Here is a 16,675-nt window from a genome sequence, read left to right on the forward strand (position 1 = left end):
GCCAGTACTCCTGGCTGCCAATGTGAAATATCGTTTCCGACACATGGCAGACAGGAGCACATAATATGTTCAAGGCAGGAGAACTCGATACTCGCTACGGCGAAAATGGCTATGCGAAATTTCCAGCTATACAGCCTGGCGAAAGCGCCTACATCGCTGCGATCACCCAAGCCCCCGACGGGAGCCTTGCCGCTTGCTGGTCGACTCAAGATTCGCCGCCAAGCAATTACTTCATGCGCCTCACCCCCGAAGGGAAATGGGACAGTGAGACGGGGCATAAATTGATCGCTGTGCCAGCGGGGCAGGATGCGACCGCCGGCCACTTCGCAATGCTCACGCAAAACCGAACGGACAACAGCAACATCGCGCAAGCTACGACGTATTACGCTGAGGGCGGAGTTTCCGTTGAAACCGCCGCTGTCGGTCTCTACGACCAACGTTTCACTGCAAGCCCCAGCTTTGGTGCAGTGGGCATTTCGCTTCACAAGCCGGATGATGCGCCGACAGCCCCCAACAGTATCGGTGGGGTCAAAGTACTGCGAAGTGTACACGCCGGCGGCGCGATCAGGTCGTTGTACATGGCCCAGCGTGATACCGATAGCGCACCGACCGCCTGGATTGCCTTGCTTGATCCGCTCACTGGCGCCCCCCTGAAGGGGCTAGGCCAGGACCGTAATCAAACGCAACTGGCGCTGCCCATTCTGGACGTCGAACCGGGCACTCCGAAGTACCCTCTGGACATTACTGACAGTTACTTTTTTGATGACGGAAGCTTTCTTTTGGCAGGCTCTGCCGATTGGCGCCAAGTGATCGCTAAGTTCAATGCCGATGGATTGTTGGACGCCTCTTTCGGCATTCTCCAGGTTGCCGCTTACCGTAAAACGGTCAACGTTTCGGTAGATCTTGTGAATGAGCGAATCGTCACGGTCGCCGGCACCCCCCGCAACTTCGGTGACAGGTCTGCACTGGTGGTGCGGCGGTTCATGTACAACGGTCAACCCGATACTGACTTTGGCGGGAACGGACTGGTGAATGTGTACATGGACTATGAATGGAATAGGGTCAGCGGGATAAGCATAGACGCCGAACAGCGAGTCATTATTGCCACCGAGCAGCGAAAAGGCATTCAAGACACGATTGACGCTACCGTTACACGGCTATTGGAGGACGGGGAGTTGGATACGAACTTTGGCACTCAGGGGCATTTTCAGATCGCTGGCCTACAGCTGGAGAAATTGCTGTTCAATGAAGGCGAACTGAAGTTACTGACACGTCGTGCTAATGAGCATTTCGCCGTTCGGCTGCACGTGTGAACGCCTGAAGGTAACCCAAGGCTCACGTCACGCGAGCCTTGGGTTTGCTGTTTCAGAACCCTTTACTGTAGAACAGCGAGTACGACTCGATCCCGTCGTTAGGCTGCTTGAGCCCGGCATTGGAATAATGCATCGCGCGGATCCCCACCTTTTGCTCCCGCGGCAACTTCAAACCAAAGCCGATGCGGTCTTCGAAGTTGACCGCCGACCCCAAGCGATGGTCGCCCACTTCGGTCTTGGAGAACGCCGCCAAACCAATGCCGGCTTCGATGTACGGGGTGTAGGTGAACCCGCTGAATTCGTAGGTGAACACTGGGCTGAACGACAGCGAATGCGCGCCGCTGGCCTCACCGCCTTCCCAGTAGGTGTAGGCAGCATCCCAGTAGCCCGTCAGATAACCGGTGCTGCTTTGCAACCATTTTTTGTCAAAGTCGAACGACATGCCAATACGGTAGGTCATGTCGCCTTGACCAGTTGCGCCCACGGCGCCAGACATCTGCGCTGCCTGGGCCAAATTCGCCCCGGCAAAGGCCAGCACTGCAGCGGCCAGCGAAGCGGCTAGACGGGTTTTCATCAACGACTCTCCTGATGGTCTACACGGCAAGCGGGGGCTTGGGCCCCTCGATTTTTGCGGTGGCCGGGTGCATCCAAACCGGTCACACGAAGTAATATTTTTTGATTATTGTCCAGATAATCAAAAAGTTGATAGCCAATTCGCCACTATTGGCTGAATGTCTGGCGGCCCGGCCAAGGTCAGTCGTATTCGGCCTCTTCGTGCTCGCCCAGCAGGCGCCTTTGCCGGGCGCTGGCTTCCTCCAGCACCTGCGGATTGAAACGCCAGTTCAAGTACGGCGAAAACTTCTGCGCGACCATGCGCCGGCCATAGTGCACTTGCAGCATGTCGCGCTCCCGTGACTGGGTGCAGTTGGACCCACCGCTGTGCCAGACATCGCTGCGAAACACCAGCGCATCCCCAGCCTTGCACAGCACCGGCAAGGCCTCACGGCCCTGCCAGTGGTTCTCGCCAACTCGCGGCGGGCGCGCCGCGCGGTGGCTGCCGGGCACAATCCAGGTTGGCCCGATGTGATGGTCGATATCACTCAGATACAGCTGTGCCGTAAGAATCTGCGCGGGTTGGGTGAAATCCCCCCGCTCGCTGAGCCAGTCGGGCAACTGCAGGGGCAGGTAGTCCAGGTGCAGGGCCATGCCGGGGTAGCCCGGGTGGCTGCGCCAGGCGGTTTGCCCGATCACATGGCAGTCCGCGCCCAGTGCCGCTTCGGCCAGGGTAATCAGCGGTGGCAGGTCAAGAAAGGGCAACCACAACGGGTTGCGGTTGAACACGCATTTGTAATGTTCCAACAACCCCTGGTAGTCCCAGTGAATGGGTTGCAGGTCATCGATGGCGCAGCGCAACAAGGCGATACGCAACGGTTCGAGCACACCGGGGAGCAGCACATAGCCCCGCTCGTCCAACATCTCCAGCTGTAGGTCCAGGCTCATGGCGATGCGCTCCTTCCAGGCGGGAGTACATTTGTACCCCGCCCGTCTTTTCATCAACGCCAGTGCAGGTTGACGGTGGCCGGCACCTTGCCGTTAACCGTCACCAATTGTTGCTTCGTTTCCCCTTCGGCGCTGCCAATGACTTTGTATTGGCCCGGTGGCAACTGCACATACAGCAGCGGCCCAGCATCGGTGACGTTGAGCATCTGCTTGCCCTGGGCACTCTGAATGTCAACGGTGGCACCGCTCTGGAACTCGCCGCCAGGGCCTGCCGATAGCTCGACGTGCAGGTCGTAGCCCTTGGTTTTGCGCAGGGCGTTGGCTTCATCTTGGCCGATACCGCCTTGCAGGTAGCGGATGCCGTTTTGCTCCTGCGGTTGCAGTTGCACGCCCTGCATGTCGATAGGGGCATTGAGGTCGGCCGCGGCCGCCAGGGTCCATGGCATGGCCACTGCGATCAGCAGCGCCGCGCCGAGCGCGTAATGATGGTTACGCATGGTATGACCCTCCTTTGAGGATGGTTTACCTATTATCTGATCCTTCAGGCGCAGCGGTGTTCGTGCTGATGCATGGTCGTTTGGATGAAATTCGCTTTACCAAGATCAATGTTGTGCAAAAACATCAAGTTGCACGACCCTCTTCAAGCAATTTCACGAACATGCTCAAACTGCGTGACACCGTGCCCCGGCGCCAGACCAGCCAGGTTTTCAGATAACGAAAGTCTTCCGACATTGGCCAGACGCTGACGGTGCTGCAACCCGGCATGTTGTCGAGCATGCTGCGCGGCATCATCGCCAAGCCGGCACCGGCGCTAACGCAGGCCAGCATGCCGTGGTACGACTCCATCTCGTGGATTTTGCCCGGCACCGCCTGGTCCTGCACAAACCAGTTTTCAAAGTGATGGCGGTACGAACAGTTGGCGCGAAAGGCGTAGATGCTTTCACCATTGACGTCTTGGGCGCGGGTTACCGGGGCGTGGTTGAGCGGCGCGATAACCATCATCTCTTCCTCGAACACCGGGATGCCCTCCAAGGTCGGGTGCAGCACCGGCCCGTCGACGAACGCCGCTACCAGGCGGCCAGACAATACGCCTTCGAGCATGGTCCCCGACGGCCCGGTGGACAGGTCCAGGTCAACCTTGGGGTAGCGCTGGTTATAGGCCGCCAGCAATGCCGGGATACGCACCGCTGCTGTGCTTTCCAGCGAGCCCAGGGCGAAGGTGCCCTGCGGGTCCTCGCCGGCTACAGCCAGCCGCGCCTCGTGCACCAGGTCGAGAATGCGTCGGGTGTACTCAAGGAAGTTCCAACCTGCGGGTGACAGGCGTAGCCGGCTTTTTTCACGAATGAACAGTTCCACACCAAGGTCTTCTTCCAGTTGCTTGATGCGCGTAGTCAGGTTCGACGGCACCCGATGGATGTGCTGCGCGGCGGCACTGATGCTGCCCTGCTCTGCCACGGCTTTGAAGATCTCCAGTTGCACCAGGTCCACAGCCTTTCTCCAAACGTGAATGTTTCGCTCATTATTATTCAGTTTTCAATAAACCCCTAGCCCACTAGTCTGGCGTCACGGTTCAACAACAACGAGAGTGTCCCGCCATGAGCGCGATCAGCAGCCTGACCCACGCCATCTCCCTCGACCCGCACAGCGGCGAGCAGATCGGCGCCTACCCGTTCGACACCGACGCCGCACTGGAAGCGGCGCTGCAACGCGCCAAGGTTGGCTACCGCCAGTGGCGCCAGGTGTCGCTGGGTCAGCGCAGCGAGTACCTGCTCGCTTTGGCCAGCACCCTCGAAGCCAAGGCAGAAGCCTTTGCGCAAATGATCAGCCGCGAAATTGGCAAACCCATCGCCCAGGCCCGTGGCGAAGTCAGCAAGTGCGTGGGCCTGTGCCGCTGGTACGCCGAACACGGCCCGGCGATGCTCGCCGCCGAGCCGACCCAAGTCGAAAAAGCCCGCATCGAATACCGCCCGCTGGGCCCGATCCTGGCGGTGATGCCATGGAACTTCCCCATCTGGCAGGTACTGCGCGGCGCCGTACCGGCGATCCTCGCTGGCAACACCTATGTGCTCAAGCACGCACCGAACGTAATGGGCAGCGCCTACCTGCTGGGTGAGCTGTTCAAGGATGCGGGCCTGCCGGAAGGTGTGTTCGAAGTGTTGAACGTGACCCCGGACGGCGTCACCCGCGCCATCAACGACCCCCGCATCGCCGCGGTGACCCTGACCGGCAGCGTGCGTGCCGGCATGGCGATTGGCGCGCAGGCCGGTGCCGCGCTGAAGAAGTGCGTGCTGGAACTGGGCGGTTCCGACCCGTTCATCGTGCTGGCCGACGCCGACCTGGATGCCGCCGTCAAGGCTGCGGTGATCGGCCGCTACCAGAACACCGGCCAGGTCTGCGCTGCGGCCAAGCGCCTGATCGTGGAAGAAAGCATCGTCGAGGAATTCACCCGCAAGTTCGTCGAGGCTACCCGTGCACTGAAGGTCGGCAACCCGCTGGAAGATGACACCTACATCGGCCCGATGGCCCGCTATGACCTGCGCGACGAGCTGGATGGCCAGGTGCAGGCGACCCTCGCCGAGGGCGCTACCCTGCTGCTGGGCGGGCACAAGGTCGATGGCGTGGCCAACTTCTACGCACCGACCGTGTTCGCCAACGTCACCCCGGCCATGACCGCGTTCAAGCAGGAGCTGTTCGGGCCGGTGGCGGCGATCATCAGCGCACGGGATGCGGAGCACGCGGTGGAGCTGGCCAACGACAGCGAATTTGGCCTGGCCTCGACCATCTACACGGCTGACTACGCGCTGGCCGAGCGCATGACTGCAGCGCTGGATACCGGCGGTGTGTTCATCAACGGCTACTGCGCCTCCGACCCCCGTGTGGCCTTTGGTGGCGTGAAGAAGAGCGGGTTCGGGCGGGAGCTGTCGCACTTTGGTGTACGAGAGTTCACCAATGCCCAGACCGTATGGCTGGACCGTAGCTGATTGGCAATTTGGGGCCGCAACGCGGCCCCAGGGGCCTCAATCGCGAACCTGGTCCTTGACCCAGTCCAGCATCCCCCCCGGCACGATCAGTTCGTGCCGCGCCCGTGAGCAGGCGGTGTACAACCCCGCCAGCATTCGCGCCCGCTCATTGCGGTTGCCCGCCACCTGTGGCACCACCATCAGCTCCGGCGACACCATTACCCGGGCGAACTCCATGTTCTTCACATCCCGCACGCGCCCCAGGAACAGCTTGGGCGCCTTGTCCCAGCGGTAACGGCTTTTGGCCTTGGCAAAGTGCTCCGGCGTGTAGCCCTTGCGCAACATGTTGGCCACGGCAATGAACGCCTTGTCGTCGCCCTTGTCTTGCTCCAGCGCCTGCCAGCTGGCGTAGCGGAACAGCATCGGGTGGCGCGGGCGAGTGCCGTAGCGGTACAACTCGATGCAGTCTTCGACGAACAGTTCAAAGTCCTTGCGCGCGCTTTTCAGCAGCACGAACGGCACGCCTTGGTGGGTCAAGCGCTGGAACCAGCCGAACAGGCCCCATTCATCGTCGACGATCAGCGCCGTGGGCTGTTCAGGCACTGTCACCGTATCGAAGAAGCTGACCCGGGTGTAATGCTCGGCACTGCCGCTGAATGCCGCCTGAATCGCCGCTGGGTGTGCCTGGATCAGCGGGTTGAGTACGTTGTCCATCGCCGGCCCGGCGCGCAGTGAGTGGTCGATGTAGCGCTGGCGGATGAAGCCGCCATGGTGCGGGCTGAGGCCGTTGAGGTTCTGCAGCTCATCACCCAAGGTAATGATCGACTGCGGGCTGCGGTCAAGCACGGCAAGCATGGGGGCCGACAGCTCGTGGGCCTCGTCGACGATGACATGGGTGTAGCGGCTATCGATCACATAGCCGGTCAGCGACAACAGCTTGACCCGGTGGTAGTCGCGCACGGGCAATTGGATTTCTCGCGCCGATGGGCGAATCAGCTCCTGCCAGTACAGCCGCGCCTTTTCCAGCAGCACTTCCTGGTCCAGCGGCATGGTCCCAGGCCCGGCCCAAGGCAGGTGGTGCAACTGCAGCTGGGTATCGGCGCTGTGGCAGAACGTGCGCACCGCCCGGATGCACAAGCCAACCACATCGCGCGCAGCGAGCGGGCCGATGTCGGGGATGGCCAGCCAGCGCACCACCTGCGCGTCCTGCGGGCGCCACGACAGCTTGGTGCGATAGGGGTCGCGCAGGCGCCAGCCGTTGCTGGTGAGATCGCGGTTGAGCAGTTCATCGGCCAGTTGGCCAAAGGTCAGTGCGGTGTAGGCAGCAGCGTCCTTGACCCGCGCCTGCAAGGCCCGCAATTGGCCCTCGGTCAATGCCAGCAGCAACGTGCGTTGTGGCTCAAGCAAGCGGGCGAACTGGTTAATCAGAAAGGTCTTGCCGGTGCCGGCGAACCCCTGCACGGCCACCGACTCGTCGATACCGCTGATAAATTCGCGCAACAGGCGGTTCTGTTGGTCACTGAGCATCAGGTCGCTGGCCAGCGACGGCAAATACACCGGGTGCAGCGGCGTTGCCCGCTGGCGGTAGGTGTCGGCAAACTGGAAGTTCCACTGGCCTTGGTCATCCAGCAGCTCGTCGGCGGTGTACGCCGCCTCGCTGGACAGCAGTGCGATACCGTTTTCGCCGAGCATGCCCAGGCCCATGGCAAAAGCTTCACTATCGAAGTGCCGTGCCACCTGGCCCTGGAAGCGCCCGGGCGCTGCGCGCTCAACGTCGTTGGCGATGCGCACGATTTCCGCAAAGCGGCGCTCCTGCGCGTCTGCCGAGGCGGTGGCAGGCTGGCGGGGCAGGTTTTGCACGAACAACACTGCAGCGGCTTCGAGGAAGCTGGCGGTGGTGAAGAAGTCGGTGTTGGCCGCGCTGGCTAGGCGGTCGGCCTGGTCGCTGGGCAAAGGCAGGTAGAACATTGGCACCTCGGGTGAAATCAGGGCGGCACGATAGCAATTTTCGCAGTGGGACGCTGGGTTGTGTGCTGCCTAGGCCGGCCTCTTCGCGGGCGCGCCCGCGAAGAGGCCCGTAGCCTCACCCCCCACCTCAACCCCTGCCCCGCTTCAACGTCTCGCTCGGAAACTCCTTGAACAACTGCCGGTAACTCTCTGAAAACCTCCCCAAATGCCAGAACGACCAACGCATTGCCACCTCAGCCACTGTCACCCCACCGCCACGCAATAAATCACGCCGCGCACCATTCAACCGACGCATCCGTAACCAGTGCGCCGGCGGCATCCCGGTAAAGGCCTTGAATGCCTGCTGCAACTGGCGCAGGGATACTCCGGCAACCTTTGCCAGCTCTACCAGGTTCAGCGTTTCTTCTGGGCAGTCGGCCGCCCACTCGCTTACCCGGCGCATGATTGCCCGCTCTTCGTCCCGCCGCCCCAACGCCACGCCCTGCAAACGCTGGCAGGCGTTGTCGAGGATAAACAGGCAGTCCTCCAGCAGTTGCTCCGCAAGCGTCTGCCCCTGCAGCGGGCAATTGGCCTGGCCAAGACGGGTCAGTGTGGCGCTCAGCCAACTGCCGAACAGCGCATTTTGCCCGCTGCCCAGCGGCACCATGAACAACCCCTCCAGGCGCTGCAGGTCGAGCCCATGACGGGCCAAAAAGGTTTGGTCGAACACCACCGCCACTTCCTGGTAGTTCTCCGGTGTAATCCAGATGTTACGGCTCTGTTCGTTCAGCAGGTAAAGGCTGTTTTCGCTACGGTCGAAACAAAACGCCAGCGAACCGCTTGGTGCGCGAAAAAACTGTTCCACCCGGGTGTTCAAGCGCTCCTCATAAACCTCCACGCCATCCAGCCCCAAGCAACGCAGCTCTCCGCTGAAATGCCCGGGGGACATCTGCCGGTACTGTTGCTGCCAGCCCGGGGTGGCACGCACCAGCTCGGTGACGTCGGTGGTGTGGAAAGCCTGGACTTGCAGGGCATTGGCGGTTTGCACGCAGGGTCCTAATTGCACTCTTTTGGTGCATTCATTGCCGAAGAAAGTGGATAGATCAGCCTTGGGGGCTCCGAGCAAGATAGCCTCCAGCGTGTCACCTGGGAAGCGTAACACCGTCGAAACCGCGTGCTGGCTTTCGTGGACAGCCCGCTCCCCCACAAAAAACCCAACCAAGAGGTCTGTATGAACGCCCCCTTCGATCAGCTGTCCACCTGGCTGAAAGAACACCGGATCACCGAAGTCGAATGCGTGATCAGCGACCTGACCGGCATCGCCCGCGGCAAGATCGCGCCCACCGCCAAGTTCCTCCACGAACGCGGCATGCGCCTGCCCGAAAGTGTGCTGCTGCAAACGGTCACTGGCGACTACGTTGACGATGACATTTACTACAACCTGCTCGATGCCGCTGACATCGACATGGTCTGTCGCCCCGACCCCACCGCGGTGTACCAGATCCCGTGGGCGATCGAGCCGACCGCAATCGTGATCCACGACACCTTCGACAAGCAAGGCAACCCCATTGAACTGTCGCCGCGCAACGTGCTGAAAAAGGTGCTCAAACTCTATGCCGAGCAAGGCTGGCAGCCGATCGTGGCCCCAGAGATGGAGTTCTACCTGACCCAGCGTTGCGCGGACCCAGACTTGCCACTGCAGGTACCGATGGGGCGTTCCGGGCGTGCCGAAAGCGGCCGCCAGTCGTTCTCGATCGATGCTGCCAACGAATTCGACCCGCTGTTCGAAGACGTCTACGACTGGTGCGAAATTCAGGGCCTGGACCTGGACACGCTGATCCATGAAGACGGCCCGGCGCAGATGGAGATCAACTTCCGCCACGGCGACGCCTTGGACCTGGCCGACCAGATCACCGTGTTCAAGCGCACCATGCGTGAAGCAGCGCTCAAGCACAACGTGGCCGCCACCTTCATGGCCAAGCCGATCACCGACGAGCCAGGCAGTGCCATGCACCTGCACCAGAGCGTGGTCGACATCGCCACCGGCAAGCCGATCTTCGCCAACGAAGACGGCAGCATGAGCCAGCTGTTCCTGCACCATATCGGCGGTTTGCAGAAGTACATCCCCAAGCTGCTGCCGATGTTCGCCCCCAACGTCAACTCGTTCCGCCGCTTCCTGCCGGATACCTCGGCACCGGTGAACGTCGAGTGGGGTGAAGAAAACCGCACCGCCGGCCTGCGCGTGCCCACCTCCAGCCCCGACGCGATGCGTGTAGAAAACCGCCTGCCGGGCGCCGATGCCAACCCGTACCTGGCCATCGCCGCCAGCCTGCTCTGTGGTTATCTGGGCATGGTCGAGCGCATCGAGCCCAGCGCACCTGTCCAGGGCCGTGCCTACGAGCGCCGCAACCTGCGCCTGCCGATCACTATCGAAGACGCACTGCAGCACATGGAAGACTGCCAGACCGTGCAGCAATACCTGGGCAAGCAGTTTGTCCAGGGCTATGTGGCGGTCAAGCGGGCCGAGCACGAGAACTACAAGCGGGTGATCAGCTCGTGGGAACGTGAGTTCCTGATGCTGAGTGTCTGACCCAACCAGGGGTGCTTTACACCCCATTAGCCGGCAAGCCAGCTCCCACAGGTTATCAATGAGCCTGAAGTCTGCGCTGTACCTGTGGGAGCTGGCTTGCCTGCGAATGGGCTGCAATGCAGCCCCCTACACCGAACGCGAAGAACAAGACTAACGAGGTGTCCCCATGCGTCATCTGCAAGCCCTGATCCCCGCTGCATTCACCCTGCTGTTCGCCACCACTACCCACGCCACCCCCTCGGTCAGCGTGTACAACTGGACCGACTACATCGGTGACACCACTTTGGCCGACTTCCAGGCCAGCAGCGGGATCAAGGTGGTCTATGACGTGTTCGACTCCAACGAAACCCTGGAGGGCAAGCTGCTGGCTGGGCGCACCGGCTATGACGTGGTGGTGCCATCCAACCACTTCCTTGCGCGCCAAGCTCAGGCCGGTGCCTTCCTGCCGCTGGACCGCAGCAAACTGCCAAACTGGCAGCACCTGGACCCAAAGCTGCTCAAGCAGCTTGAACAGAACGACCCCGGCAACCAGTACGCCGTGCCCTACCTGTGGGGCACCAACGGCATTGGCTACAACGTCGACAAGGTCAAGGCGGCACTGGGGGTGGACCATATCGATTCATGGGCAATGCTGTTCGAGCCAGAGAACCTGAAAAAGCTCAAGCAGTGCGGCGTGGCATTCATGGACTCGCCTGACGAACTGTTCCCGGCCATGCTCAACTACCTGGGCATGGACCCGCGCAGCGAAAAGCCGGCCGACTACGCCAAGGCAGAAGCCCGCTTGCTGGAGTTGCGCCCCTACATTACCTACTTCCATTCCTCCAAGTACGTTTCCGACCTGGCCAACGGTGATGTCTGCGTGGCCTTCGGTTACTCCGGCGACGTATTCCAGGCTGCCAACCGCGCCGTGGAGGCAAAAAACGGCGTAAAAGTCGCCTACAGCATTCCCAAGGAAGGCAGCAACCTGTGGTTCGACCTGCTGGCCATCCCCAAAGACGCCAACAACCCCGAGCAGGCCCTGGCATTCATCAACTACCTGCTCGAGCCCAAGGTAATCGCCCAGGTCAGCGCCACGGTCGGCTATGCCAACGCCAACCCGGACGCCCAGGCCTACATGGATGCAGCACTGGTGAACAACCCCGAGATCTACCCACCCCAGGAAGTGCTGGACAAGCTGTACATCTCCAGCACCCCGAGCCCGAAGATCATGCGCGTCATGACCCGCTCCTGGAGCAAGATCAAGTCCAACCGCTAAGTCGAGAACGCCCATGTCTTTCAATACCCAACACACCGCTTCGTACTATGCCGCCACGGCACGCGATGCGGCGCCCTACCCCAGCCTCGACAGCGAACTGACGGCCGACGTATGCGTGGTTGGGGGCGGGCTGACCGGGGTCAACACGGCCTTGGAACTGGCCGAGCGCGGCCTGTCGGTGGTGCTGCTGGAAGGCCGCCGTATCGGCTGGGGCGCCAGCGGGCGCAACGGCGGCCAACTGATTCGCGGCATCGGCCATGATGTCAGCGGCTTTGCCCGCCACGTTGGGCAGGACGGCGTGCATTACCTGAAGCAGGCTGGCATTGATTCGGTAGCGCTGGTAGCCCGCCGCATCGCCCAATACAAGATTGCCTGCGACCTGCGCTGGGGCTTTTGCGAACTGGCCAATACACCCGCCCAGTTCGCCGCGTTCAAGCACGAACAGGATGACCTGGCCGCACTCGATTATCGCCCTGAAACCCGCCTGGTCGGCGCTGAGCAGCTGCATGAAATCGTCGCCAGCGAGCAGTACGCCGGCGGTTTGGTCGACATGGGCTCAGGCCACCTGCACCCGCTCGACCTGGTCCAGGGCGAGGCCCGTGCCGCCCACGGCCTGGGCGTCCGTATTTTCGAGCAAAGCCCGGTGCTGCGCATCGAGCATGGCCCCCGCGTAACCCTGCACACGGCCCGCGGCAAGGTGCGGGCAAGCAGCCTGGTGCTGGGCTGCAACGCCCACCTCGATGAACTGGAGCCGCGCCTGAGCGGCAAGGTGCTGCCGGCCGGCAGCTACGTGGTGACCACCGAGCCATTGCCTGAAGCGCTGGCCAGCCAGCTGATCCCACAGAACATGGCGCTGTGCGACCAAAAGGTCGGCCTGGACTACTACCGCCTCACGGCAGACCGGCGCTTGCTGTTCGGCGGCGCCTGCCACTATTCCGGCCGCGACCCCAAGGACATCGCCGCCTACATGCGGCCCAAGGTGCTGAAGGTGTTCCCGCAACTGGCCAACGTGCGCATCGACTACCAGTGGGGCGGCATGATCGGCATCACCGCCAACCGTTTCCCTCAGGTCGGCCGCCTCAGCCAGCACCCCAATGTGTATTACGCCCAGGGCTATTCCGGGCACGGGCTGAACGTGACGCACTGGACGGCGAAACTGTTGGCCGAAGGCATCGCCCTTGGCCATAGCCAGGGGCTGGATGTGTTCAGTGCGGTGCCCCACCTGACCTTCCCCGGCGGCAAGGCACTGCGTTCGCCGCTACTGGCGTTGGGGATGCTGTGGTATCGCTTGCGTGAGGCGCTGGGTTAAGCGTGTCAAGGCCTGGGTCATTCACCCAATAATCTGGGTGCCAATCGTTCAAGATTGAACGCACCTACTGGCCTTCTGTCGCGCACCTGCTAGCGTTGTTCTGGCCGACCTATCATGGATGCATTTTCATCATGAAATCATTGCCCCGCCTTACCTTGTTGTGCGCCGCGCTGCTTACCGTGGCCGCCTGCTCCAGCAATCGCGTCGACCCCGAGGACTACTCCGGCTTCCTCAAGGACTACAGCCGGCTCCAAGAAGCCAAGAGTCCTTCGGGTGACCCGGTAATGCGCTGGATCGACCCCAAGGTCAACATCAACCAATACAGCCAGGTGTTCATCGAGCCCAGCCAGTTCTATCCCAAGCCGCAGCCAACGCCGGTCATTTCGGCGCAAACGCTGCAGGACATCACCCGCTATTTCAATGAAGCGCTGCGCCGCGAAATGGGTAGCGTAGCACCCTTGGCCAAGGGCCCCGGCCCGGGTGTAATCGTGGTGCGCCCGGCAATCACCGCGGTGTCTACCAGCAACGAGGGCCTCAAACCCTATGAAGTGATCCCCATCGCGCTGATTTCAGCCGGTGTAAACACCGCCATGGGTGGCCGTGACCAGGATGTGGATGTTGGTGTAGAAGCTGCGTTCCTCGATGGTTCCAACCAGAAGGTGCTGGCCCAGGTGGTCCGCAAGGGCGCCGGGCAAGAGCTGGAGAACAAGACCACCCAGTTGACCCTGAATGACGTCAAGCCCGTGCTCGATGGCTGGGCCAAGGACATGCGCGCGAGCTTCCTGGAAGCAAAACAGAAAGCTCGCCAATAACCTCACCAGACGCTGCAACCGCTGGGGCCGCTTTGCGGCCCTTTCGCGACACAAGGCCGCGCTTACCGTTGCCCCGCATTAACGCTCAACACTCGACAAACGCAACGGCCAAGCCGCCGCGCGAGGTTTCCTTGTAGTTGGCATGCATATCCGCCCCGGTATCACGCATGGTGCGAATTACCCGGTCGAGTGAGATGAAATGCTCACCGTCTCCCCGCAACGCCATCTGTACGGCGTTAATCGCTTTTACCGCAGCAATCGCATTGCGCTCGATACACGGCACCTGCACCAGGCCGCCGACCGGATCGCAGGTCAGCCCAAGGTTATGCTCTAAGGCAATTTCGGCGGCGTTTTCCAATTGCGCTGGCGTAGCGCTCAGCAACTGGGCCAAACCGGCAGCGGCCATCGAACAGGCCGAGCCCACCTCGCCCTGGCAGCCCACCTCGGCACCGGAAATCGACGCGTTCTTCTTGCACAGGATGCCCACCGCCGCTGCCGCCAGCAGGAAGTCCACCACATCCGCGTCGCAGGCGCCTGGGTTGAACTTCATGTAGTAGTGCAGCACCGCCGGGATGATCCCAGCCGCACCGTTGGTAGGTGCGGTGACCATGCGCCCGCCGGCAGCGTTTTCTTCATTCACCGCCAGGGCAAACAGGTTGACCCATTCCATGGCGCTGAGGGTGGAGCCGATCACATTGGGCTTGCCCAGCTCCTGCAGGCTGCGATGCAGCCGCGCCGCGCGGCGCTTGACCTGCAACCCGCCAGGCAGGATGCCTTCGTTGCGCAAGCCGTTGTCGACGCAGTCGCGCATGGCCGCCCAGATACGCAGCAGGCCCTCACGCACTTCGGCCTCGGGGCGCCAGGCACACTCGTTGGCCATCATCAGTTGCGCCACGCTCAGGCCATGCGCCTTGCACAAAGCCAACATCTGCTCAGCACTGTCGAACTCGTAAGGCAGCGCCACCGCGTTCGCTTCGCCATGTGGCGCATCGACCTCAGCTTGCTCGACGATAAAGCCCCCTCCCACCGAATAGTAGGTTTGGCGCAACAGGCTGGCCTGCCCGTCCATGGCTTCCAAGCTCATGGCATTGGGGTGATACGGCAGGTTTTCGTCGAGCAATAGCATGTCGCGGCTATAGTCGAACGCCAGCGGGTGGCTGCCATCGAGCATCAAGCAGTGCTCCTGCAGCACTTGGCCGATACGCGACTCGATGGTGGCCGGATCAATGCGGTCCGGCCACTGCCCCATCAAGCCGAGCAGGCAGGCGCGGTCGGTGGCATGGCCAACCCCAGTGGCCGACAGTGAGCCGTATAGCCGCACCTCGACACGGCTTACCTTAGCCAATAGCTGTTGTTCACGCAGGGCCTGGGCAAACGTGGCGGCTGCCCGCATCGGGCCGACGGTGTGGGAACTGGACGGGCCGATGCCGATTTTGAAAAGGTCGAAAACACTGATAGCCATGCTAATGCCTGAGCGTGCCCGGTGATGAGACCAGCACACGGTTATCTGGAAAAATTGAGCGGTATTGCGAATTTGCGCGATACTGCCGCGCTGGCTCAAGGATGACCAACGAAACTTCCTAAGCAAGGCTTTAGTGGTACTAAACAATGCGACGACAACTCAATGGCCAGGTGTTCGTCTGGCTGCATGTGTTCGCCTGTGCCGCCCGGCACCTGTCCTTTACCCGGTGTGCCGAAGAGCTGCACATTACCCCGGGCGCGGTCAGCCAGCAGATGCGCCAGCTGGAAGAACGCCTGGGCTACCGGCTGTTCCTGCGTCGGGCGCGCGGCGTGGAGCTGAGCGCCGAAGGGCAACGCCTGGCACTCACGGTGACCGAAGCCTATGGCAACATCGAAGCCGAACTGCTGCGCCTGAACGCGGGTGAAATCCGCGGTACCTTGCGCCTGCGCTCAATCCCATCGTTCTTGGCCAAATGGCTCACGCCACGCCTGCCGCGCTTTCAACAACGCTACCCAGACATCGAGTTGCGCCTGGTTGCCGAAGACAGTGCCCAGGCGTTGCACCCCGGCGATTTCGACCTGGCCATCGACCTGAACGATGGCAGCTACCCAGGCATGCTTTCGACGCCGCTGCTGGACGAGCAAATCTTCCCCGTATGCTCCCCCACCCTGCTGCGTGGCCGCCCGCCGCTGCACGGGCCGGCGGACCTGGCGCATTACCCGTTGCTGCATGACATCACCGCCTGGCGCGGCAGTTCGGAATATGCCGAATGGGAGTTCTACCTGGAAGGCATCGGCGCCGCCGGCCTGGATGTGCGACGCGGGCATACCTTCAACCGCAACCACCTGACCATCGAAGCGGCGATTGCCGGCATAGGTGTGGCGATTGCCCGGCGCACGCTGCTTAACGACGAACTGGAGCGGGGTGCGCTGATCGTGCCGTTCGGCGTGCCGATCGCCAACCACAAGCGCTATGTGGTGCATTACCCGCCGGGCGGGTTGAACCAGCCAGGGGCGCGGGCGGTGCATGACTGGCTGGTGGAAGAAGCGCGCGGCTTCAGGGAACTGCACCCGCTAGGCAAGGATTAGCCCAGTGGATGTCTTGGGCTTTGCGGTGATGCCAAGATCGAGCGCCGCCCTCGCGGCGCTTCGCGGGGCAAGCCCGCTCCCACATTTGTTTCGGGCCAGTTACTCCTGTGAGGCCACCTCTGTCCGCCTTGTTTGCTCCATTCGATATCTAGGGGGCGGCTACTGTTCATCAGTCTTCAGCCATGCCCCCAGGCTGCAACCCACCTGGCACAGGAATAATTGGCCCGAAATTGTTTCGGGCCAGTTACTCCTATGAGCCCTCCCCTGTCTGCCTTGCTTGTTCCATTCGATATCTAAGGTTACGCAGCTGCGTCCCCCCATCCCCAGCCATGCACCCAGACTGCAACCCACCTGGCACAGGAATGATTGGCCCGAAATTGTTTCGGGCCAGTTACTCCTATGAGCCCTCCCCTGTCCGCCTTGCTTGTTCCATTCGATA

14 protein-coding genes are annotated in these 16,675 nt (G+C 61.7%); 7 read left to right on the forward strand and 7 right to left on the reverse strand.

Translation table 11 applies throughout. The features are described 5' to 3' along the window. The first annotated feature begins 65 nt into the window (after positions 1-65). Complete coding sequence (locus DV532_RS12605) at positions 66-1,313, forward strand: hypothetical protein (protein ID WP_056804266.1); 1,248 nt, start codon at positions 66-68, stop codon at positions 1,311-1,313. A 52-nt stretch (positions 1,314-1,365) separates the two neighbouring features. On the opposite strand, the gene DV532_RS12610 is transcribed toward DV532_RS12605, so the two are convergent. The 4 genes from DV532_RS12610 to DV532_RS12625 all read right to left on the reverse strand — a co-directional run bounded on the left by DV532_RS12610 (position 1,366) and on the right by DV532_RS12625 (position 4,301). Continuing rightward, the gene (locus DV532_RS12610; RefSeq protein ID WP_056804262.1) at positions 1,366-1,887 is read right to left on the reverse strand and encodes an acyloxyacyl hydrolase; all 522 of its coding nucleotides are present in this window, start codon (positions 1,885-1,887) and stop codon (positions 1,366-1,368) included. Positions 1,888-2,066: 179 nt separating this feature from the next. Next, positions 2,067-2,813, reverse strand: a complete 747-nt coding sequence (locus DV532_RS12615; protein WP_056804260.1) for a phytanoyl-CoA dioxygenase family protein — start codon at positions 2,811-2,813, stop codon at positions 2,067-2,069. A 53-nt stretch (positions 2,814-2,866) separates the two neighbouring features. Then, on the reverse strand, positions 2,867-3,310 hold the full coding sequence (locus DV532_RS12620) for a hypothetical protein (RefSeq protein ID WP_056804257.1): 444 nt from the start codon (positions 3,308-3,310) through the stop codon (positions 2,867-2,869). 124 nt (positions 3,311-3,434) lie between these two features. Beyond that, complete coding sequence (locus tag DV532_RS12625) at positions 3,435-4,301, reverse strand: LysR family transcriptional regulator (RefSeq protein WP_056804254.1); 867 nt, start codon at positions 4,299-4,301, stop codon at positions 3,435-3,437. A 107-nt stretch (positions 4,302-4,408) separates the two neighbouring features. On the opposite strand from DV532_RS12625, the gene DV532_RS12630 reads away from it, so the two are divergent. Then, a complete protein-coding gene (locus DV532_RS12630) occupies positions 4,409-5,794 on the forward strand; it encodes an aldehyde dehydrogenase family protein (RefSeq protein ID WP_056804251.1) in 1,386 nt (461 codons plus the stop codon). A gap of 36 nt (positions 5,795-5,830) precedes the next feature. Here the strand turns inward: DV532_RS12630 and DV532_RS12635 are convergent, their stop codons facing one another. Then, the gene (locus DV532_RS12635; protein ID WP_056804248.1) at positions 5,831-7,741 is read right to left on the reverse strand and encodes an AAA family ATPase; all 1,911 of its coding nucleotides are present in this window, start codon (positions 7,739-7,741) and stop codon (positions 5,831-5,833) included. Between the two features lie 127 nt (positions 7,742-7,868). Beyond that, complete coding sequence (locus DV532_RS12640; protein WP_056804246.1) at positions 7,869-8,768, reverse strand: helix-turn-helix domain-containing protein; 900 nt, start codon at positions 8,766-8,768, stop codon at positions 7,869-7,871. 183 nt (positions 8,769-8,951) lie between these two features. Here DV532_RS12640 and DV532_RS12645 point away from each other — a divergent pair, with 183 nt between their 5' ends. The 4 genes from DV532_RS12645 to DV532_RS12660 all read left to right on the forward strand — a co-directional run bounded on the left by DV532_RS12645 (position 8,952) and on the right by DV532_RS12660 (position 13,686). Then, positions 8,952-10,310, forward strand: a complete 1,359-nt coding sequence (locus DV532_RS12645; protein WP_056804242.1) for a glutamine synthetase family protein — start codon at positions 8,952-8,954, stop codon at positions 10,308-10,310. Positions 10,311-10,476: 166 nt separating this feature from the next. Continuing rightward, positions 10,477-11,565 (forward strand): polyamine ABC transporter substrate-binding protein, encoded by a 1,089-nt coding sequence (locus DV532_RS12650; RefSeq protein ID WP_056804239.1) that lies wholly within the window; start codon positions 10,477-10,479, stop codon positions 11,563-11,565. Between the two features lie 13 nt (positions 11,566-11,578). Continuing rightward, positions 11,579-12,874, forward strand: a complete 1,296-nt coding sequence (locus DV532_RS12655; RefSeq protein WP_056804237.1) for an FAD-binding oxidoreductase — start codon at positions 11,579-11,581, stop codon at positions 12,872-12,874. A 131-nt stretch (positions 12,875-13,005) separates the two neighbouring features. Beyond that, on the forward strand, positions 13,006-13,686 hold the full coding sequence (locus tag DV532_RS12660) for a DUF3313 domain-containing protein (RefSeq protein ID WP_056804235.1): 681 nt from the start codon (positions 13,006-13,008) through the stop codon (positions 13,684-13,686). 85 nt (positions 13,687-13,771) lie between these two features. Here DV532_RS12660 and DV532_RS12665 read toward each other — a convergent pair whose 3' ends face one another. Then, positions 13,772-15,148, reverse strand: a complete 1,377-nt coding sequence (locus DV532_RS12665; protein WP_056804232.1) for an L-serine ammonia-lyase — start codon at positions 15,146-15,148, stop codon at positions 13,772-13,774. A 146-nt stretch (positions 15,149-15,294) separates the two neighbouring features. On the opposite strand from DV532_RS12665, the gene DV532_RS12670 reads away from it, so the two are divergent. After that, a complete protein-coding gene (locus tag DV532_RS12670; RefSeq protein WP_056804228.1) occupies positions 15,295-16,236 on the forward strand; it encodes a LysR substrate-binding domain-containing protein in 942 nt (313 codons plus the stop codon). The last annotated feature ends 439 nt before the right edge of the window (positions 16,237-16,675 follow it).

It is taken from the genome of Pseudomonas sp. Leaf58 (assembly GCF_003627215.1).
In the GTDB taxonomy this organism is placed as follows: domain Bacteria; phylum Pseudomonadota; class Gammaproteobacteria; order Pseudomonadales; family Pseudomonadaceae; genus Aquipseudomonas.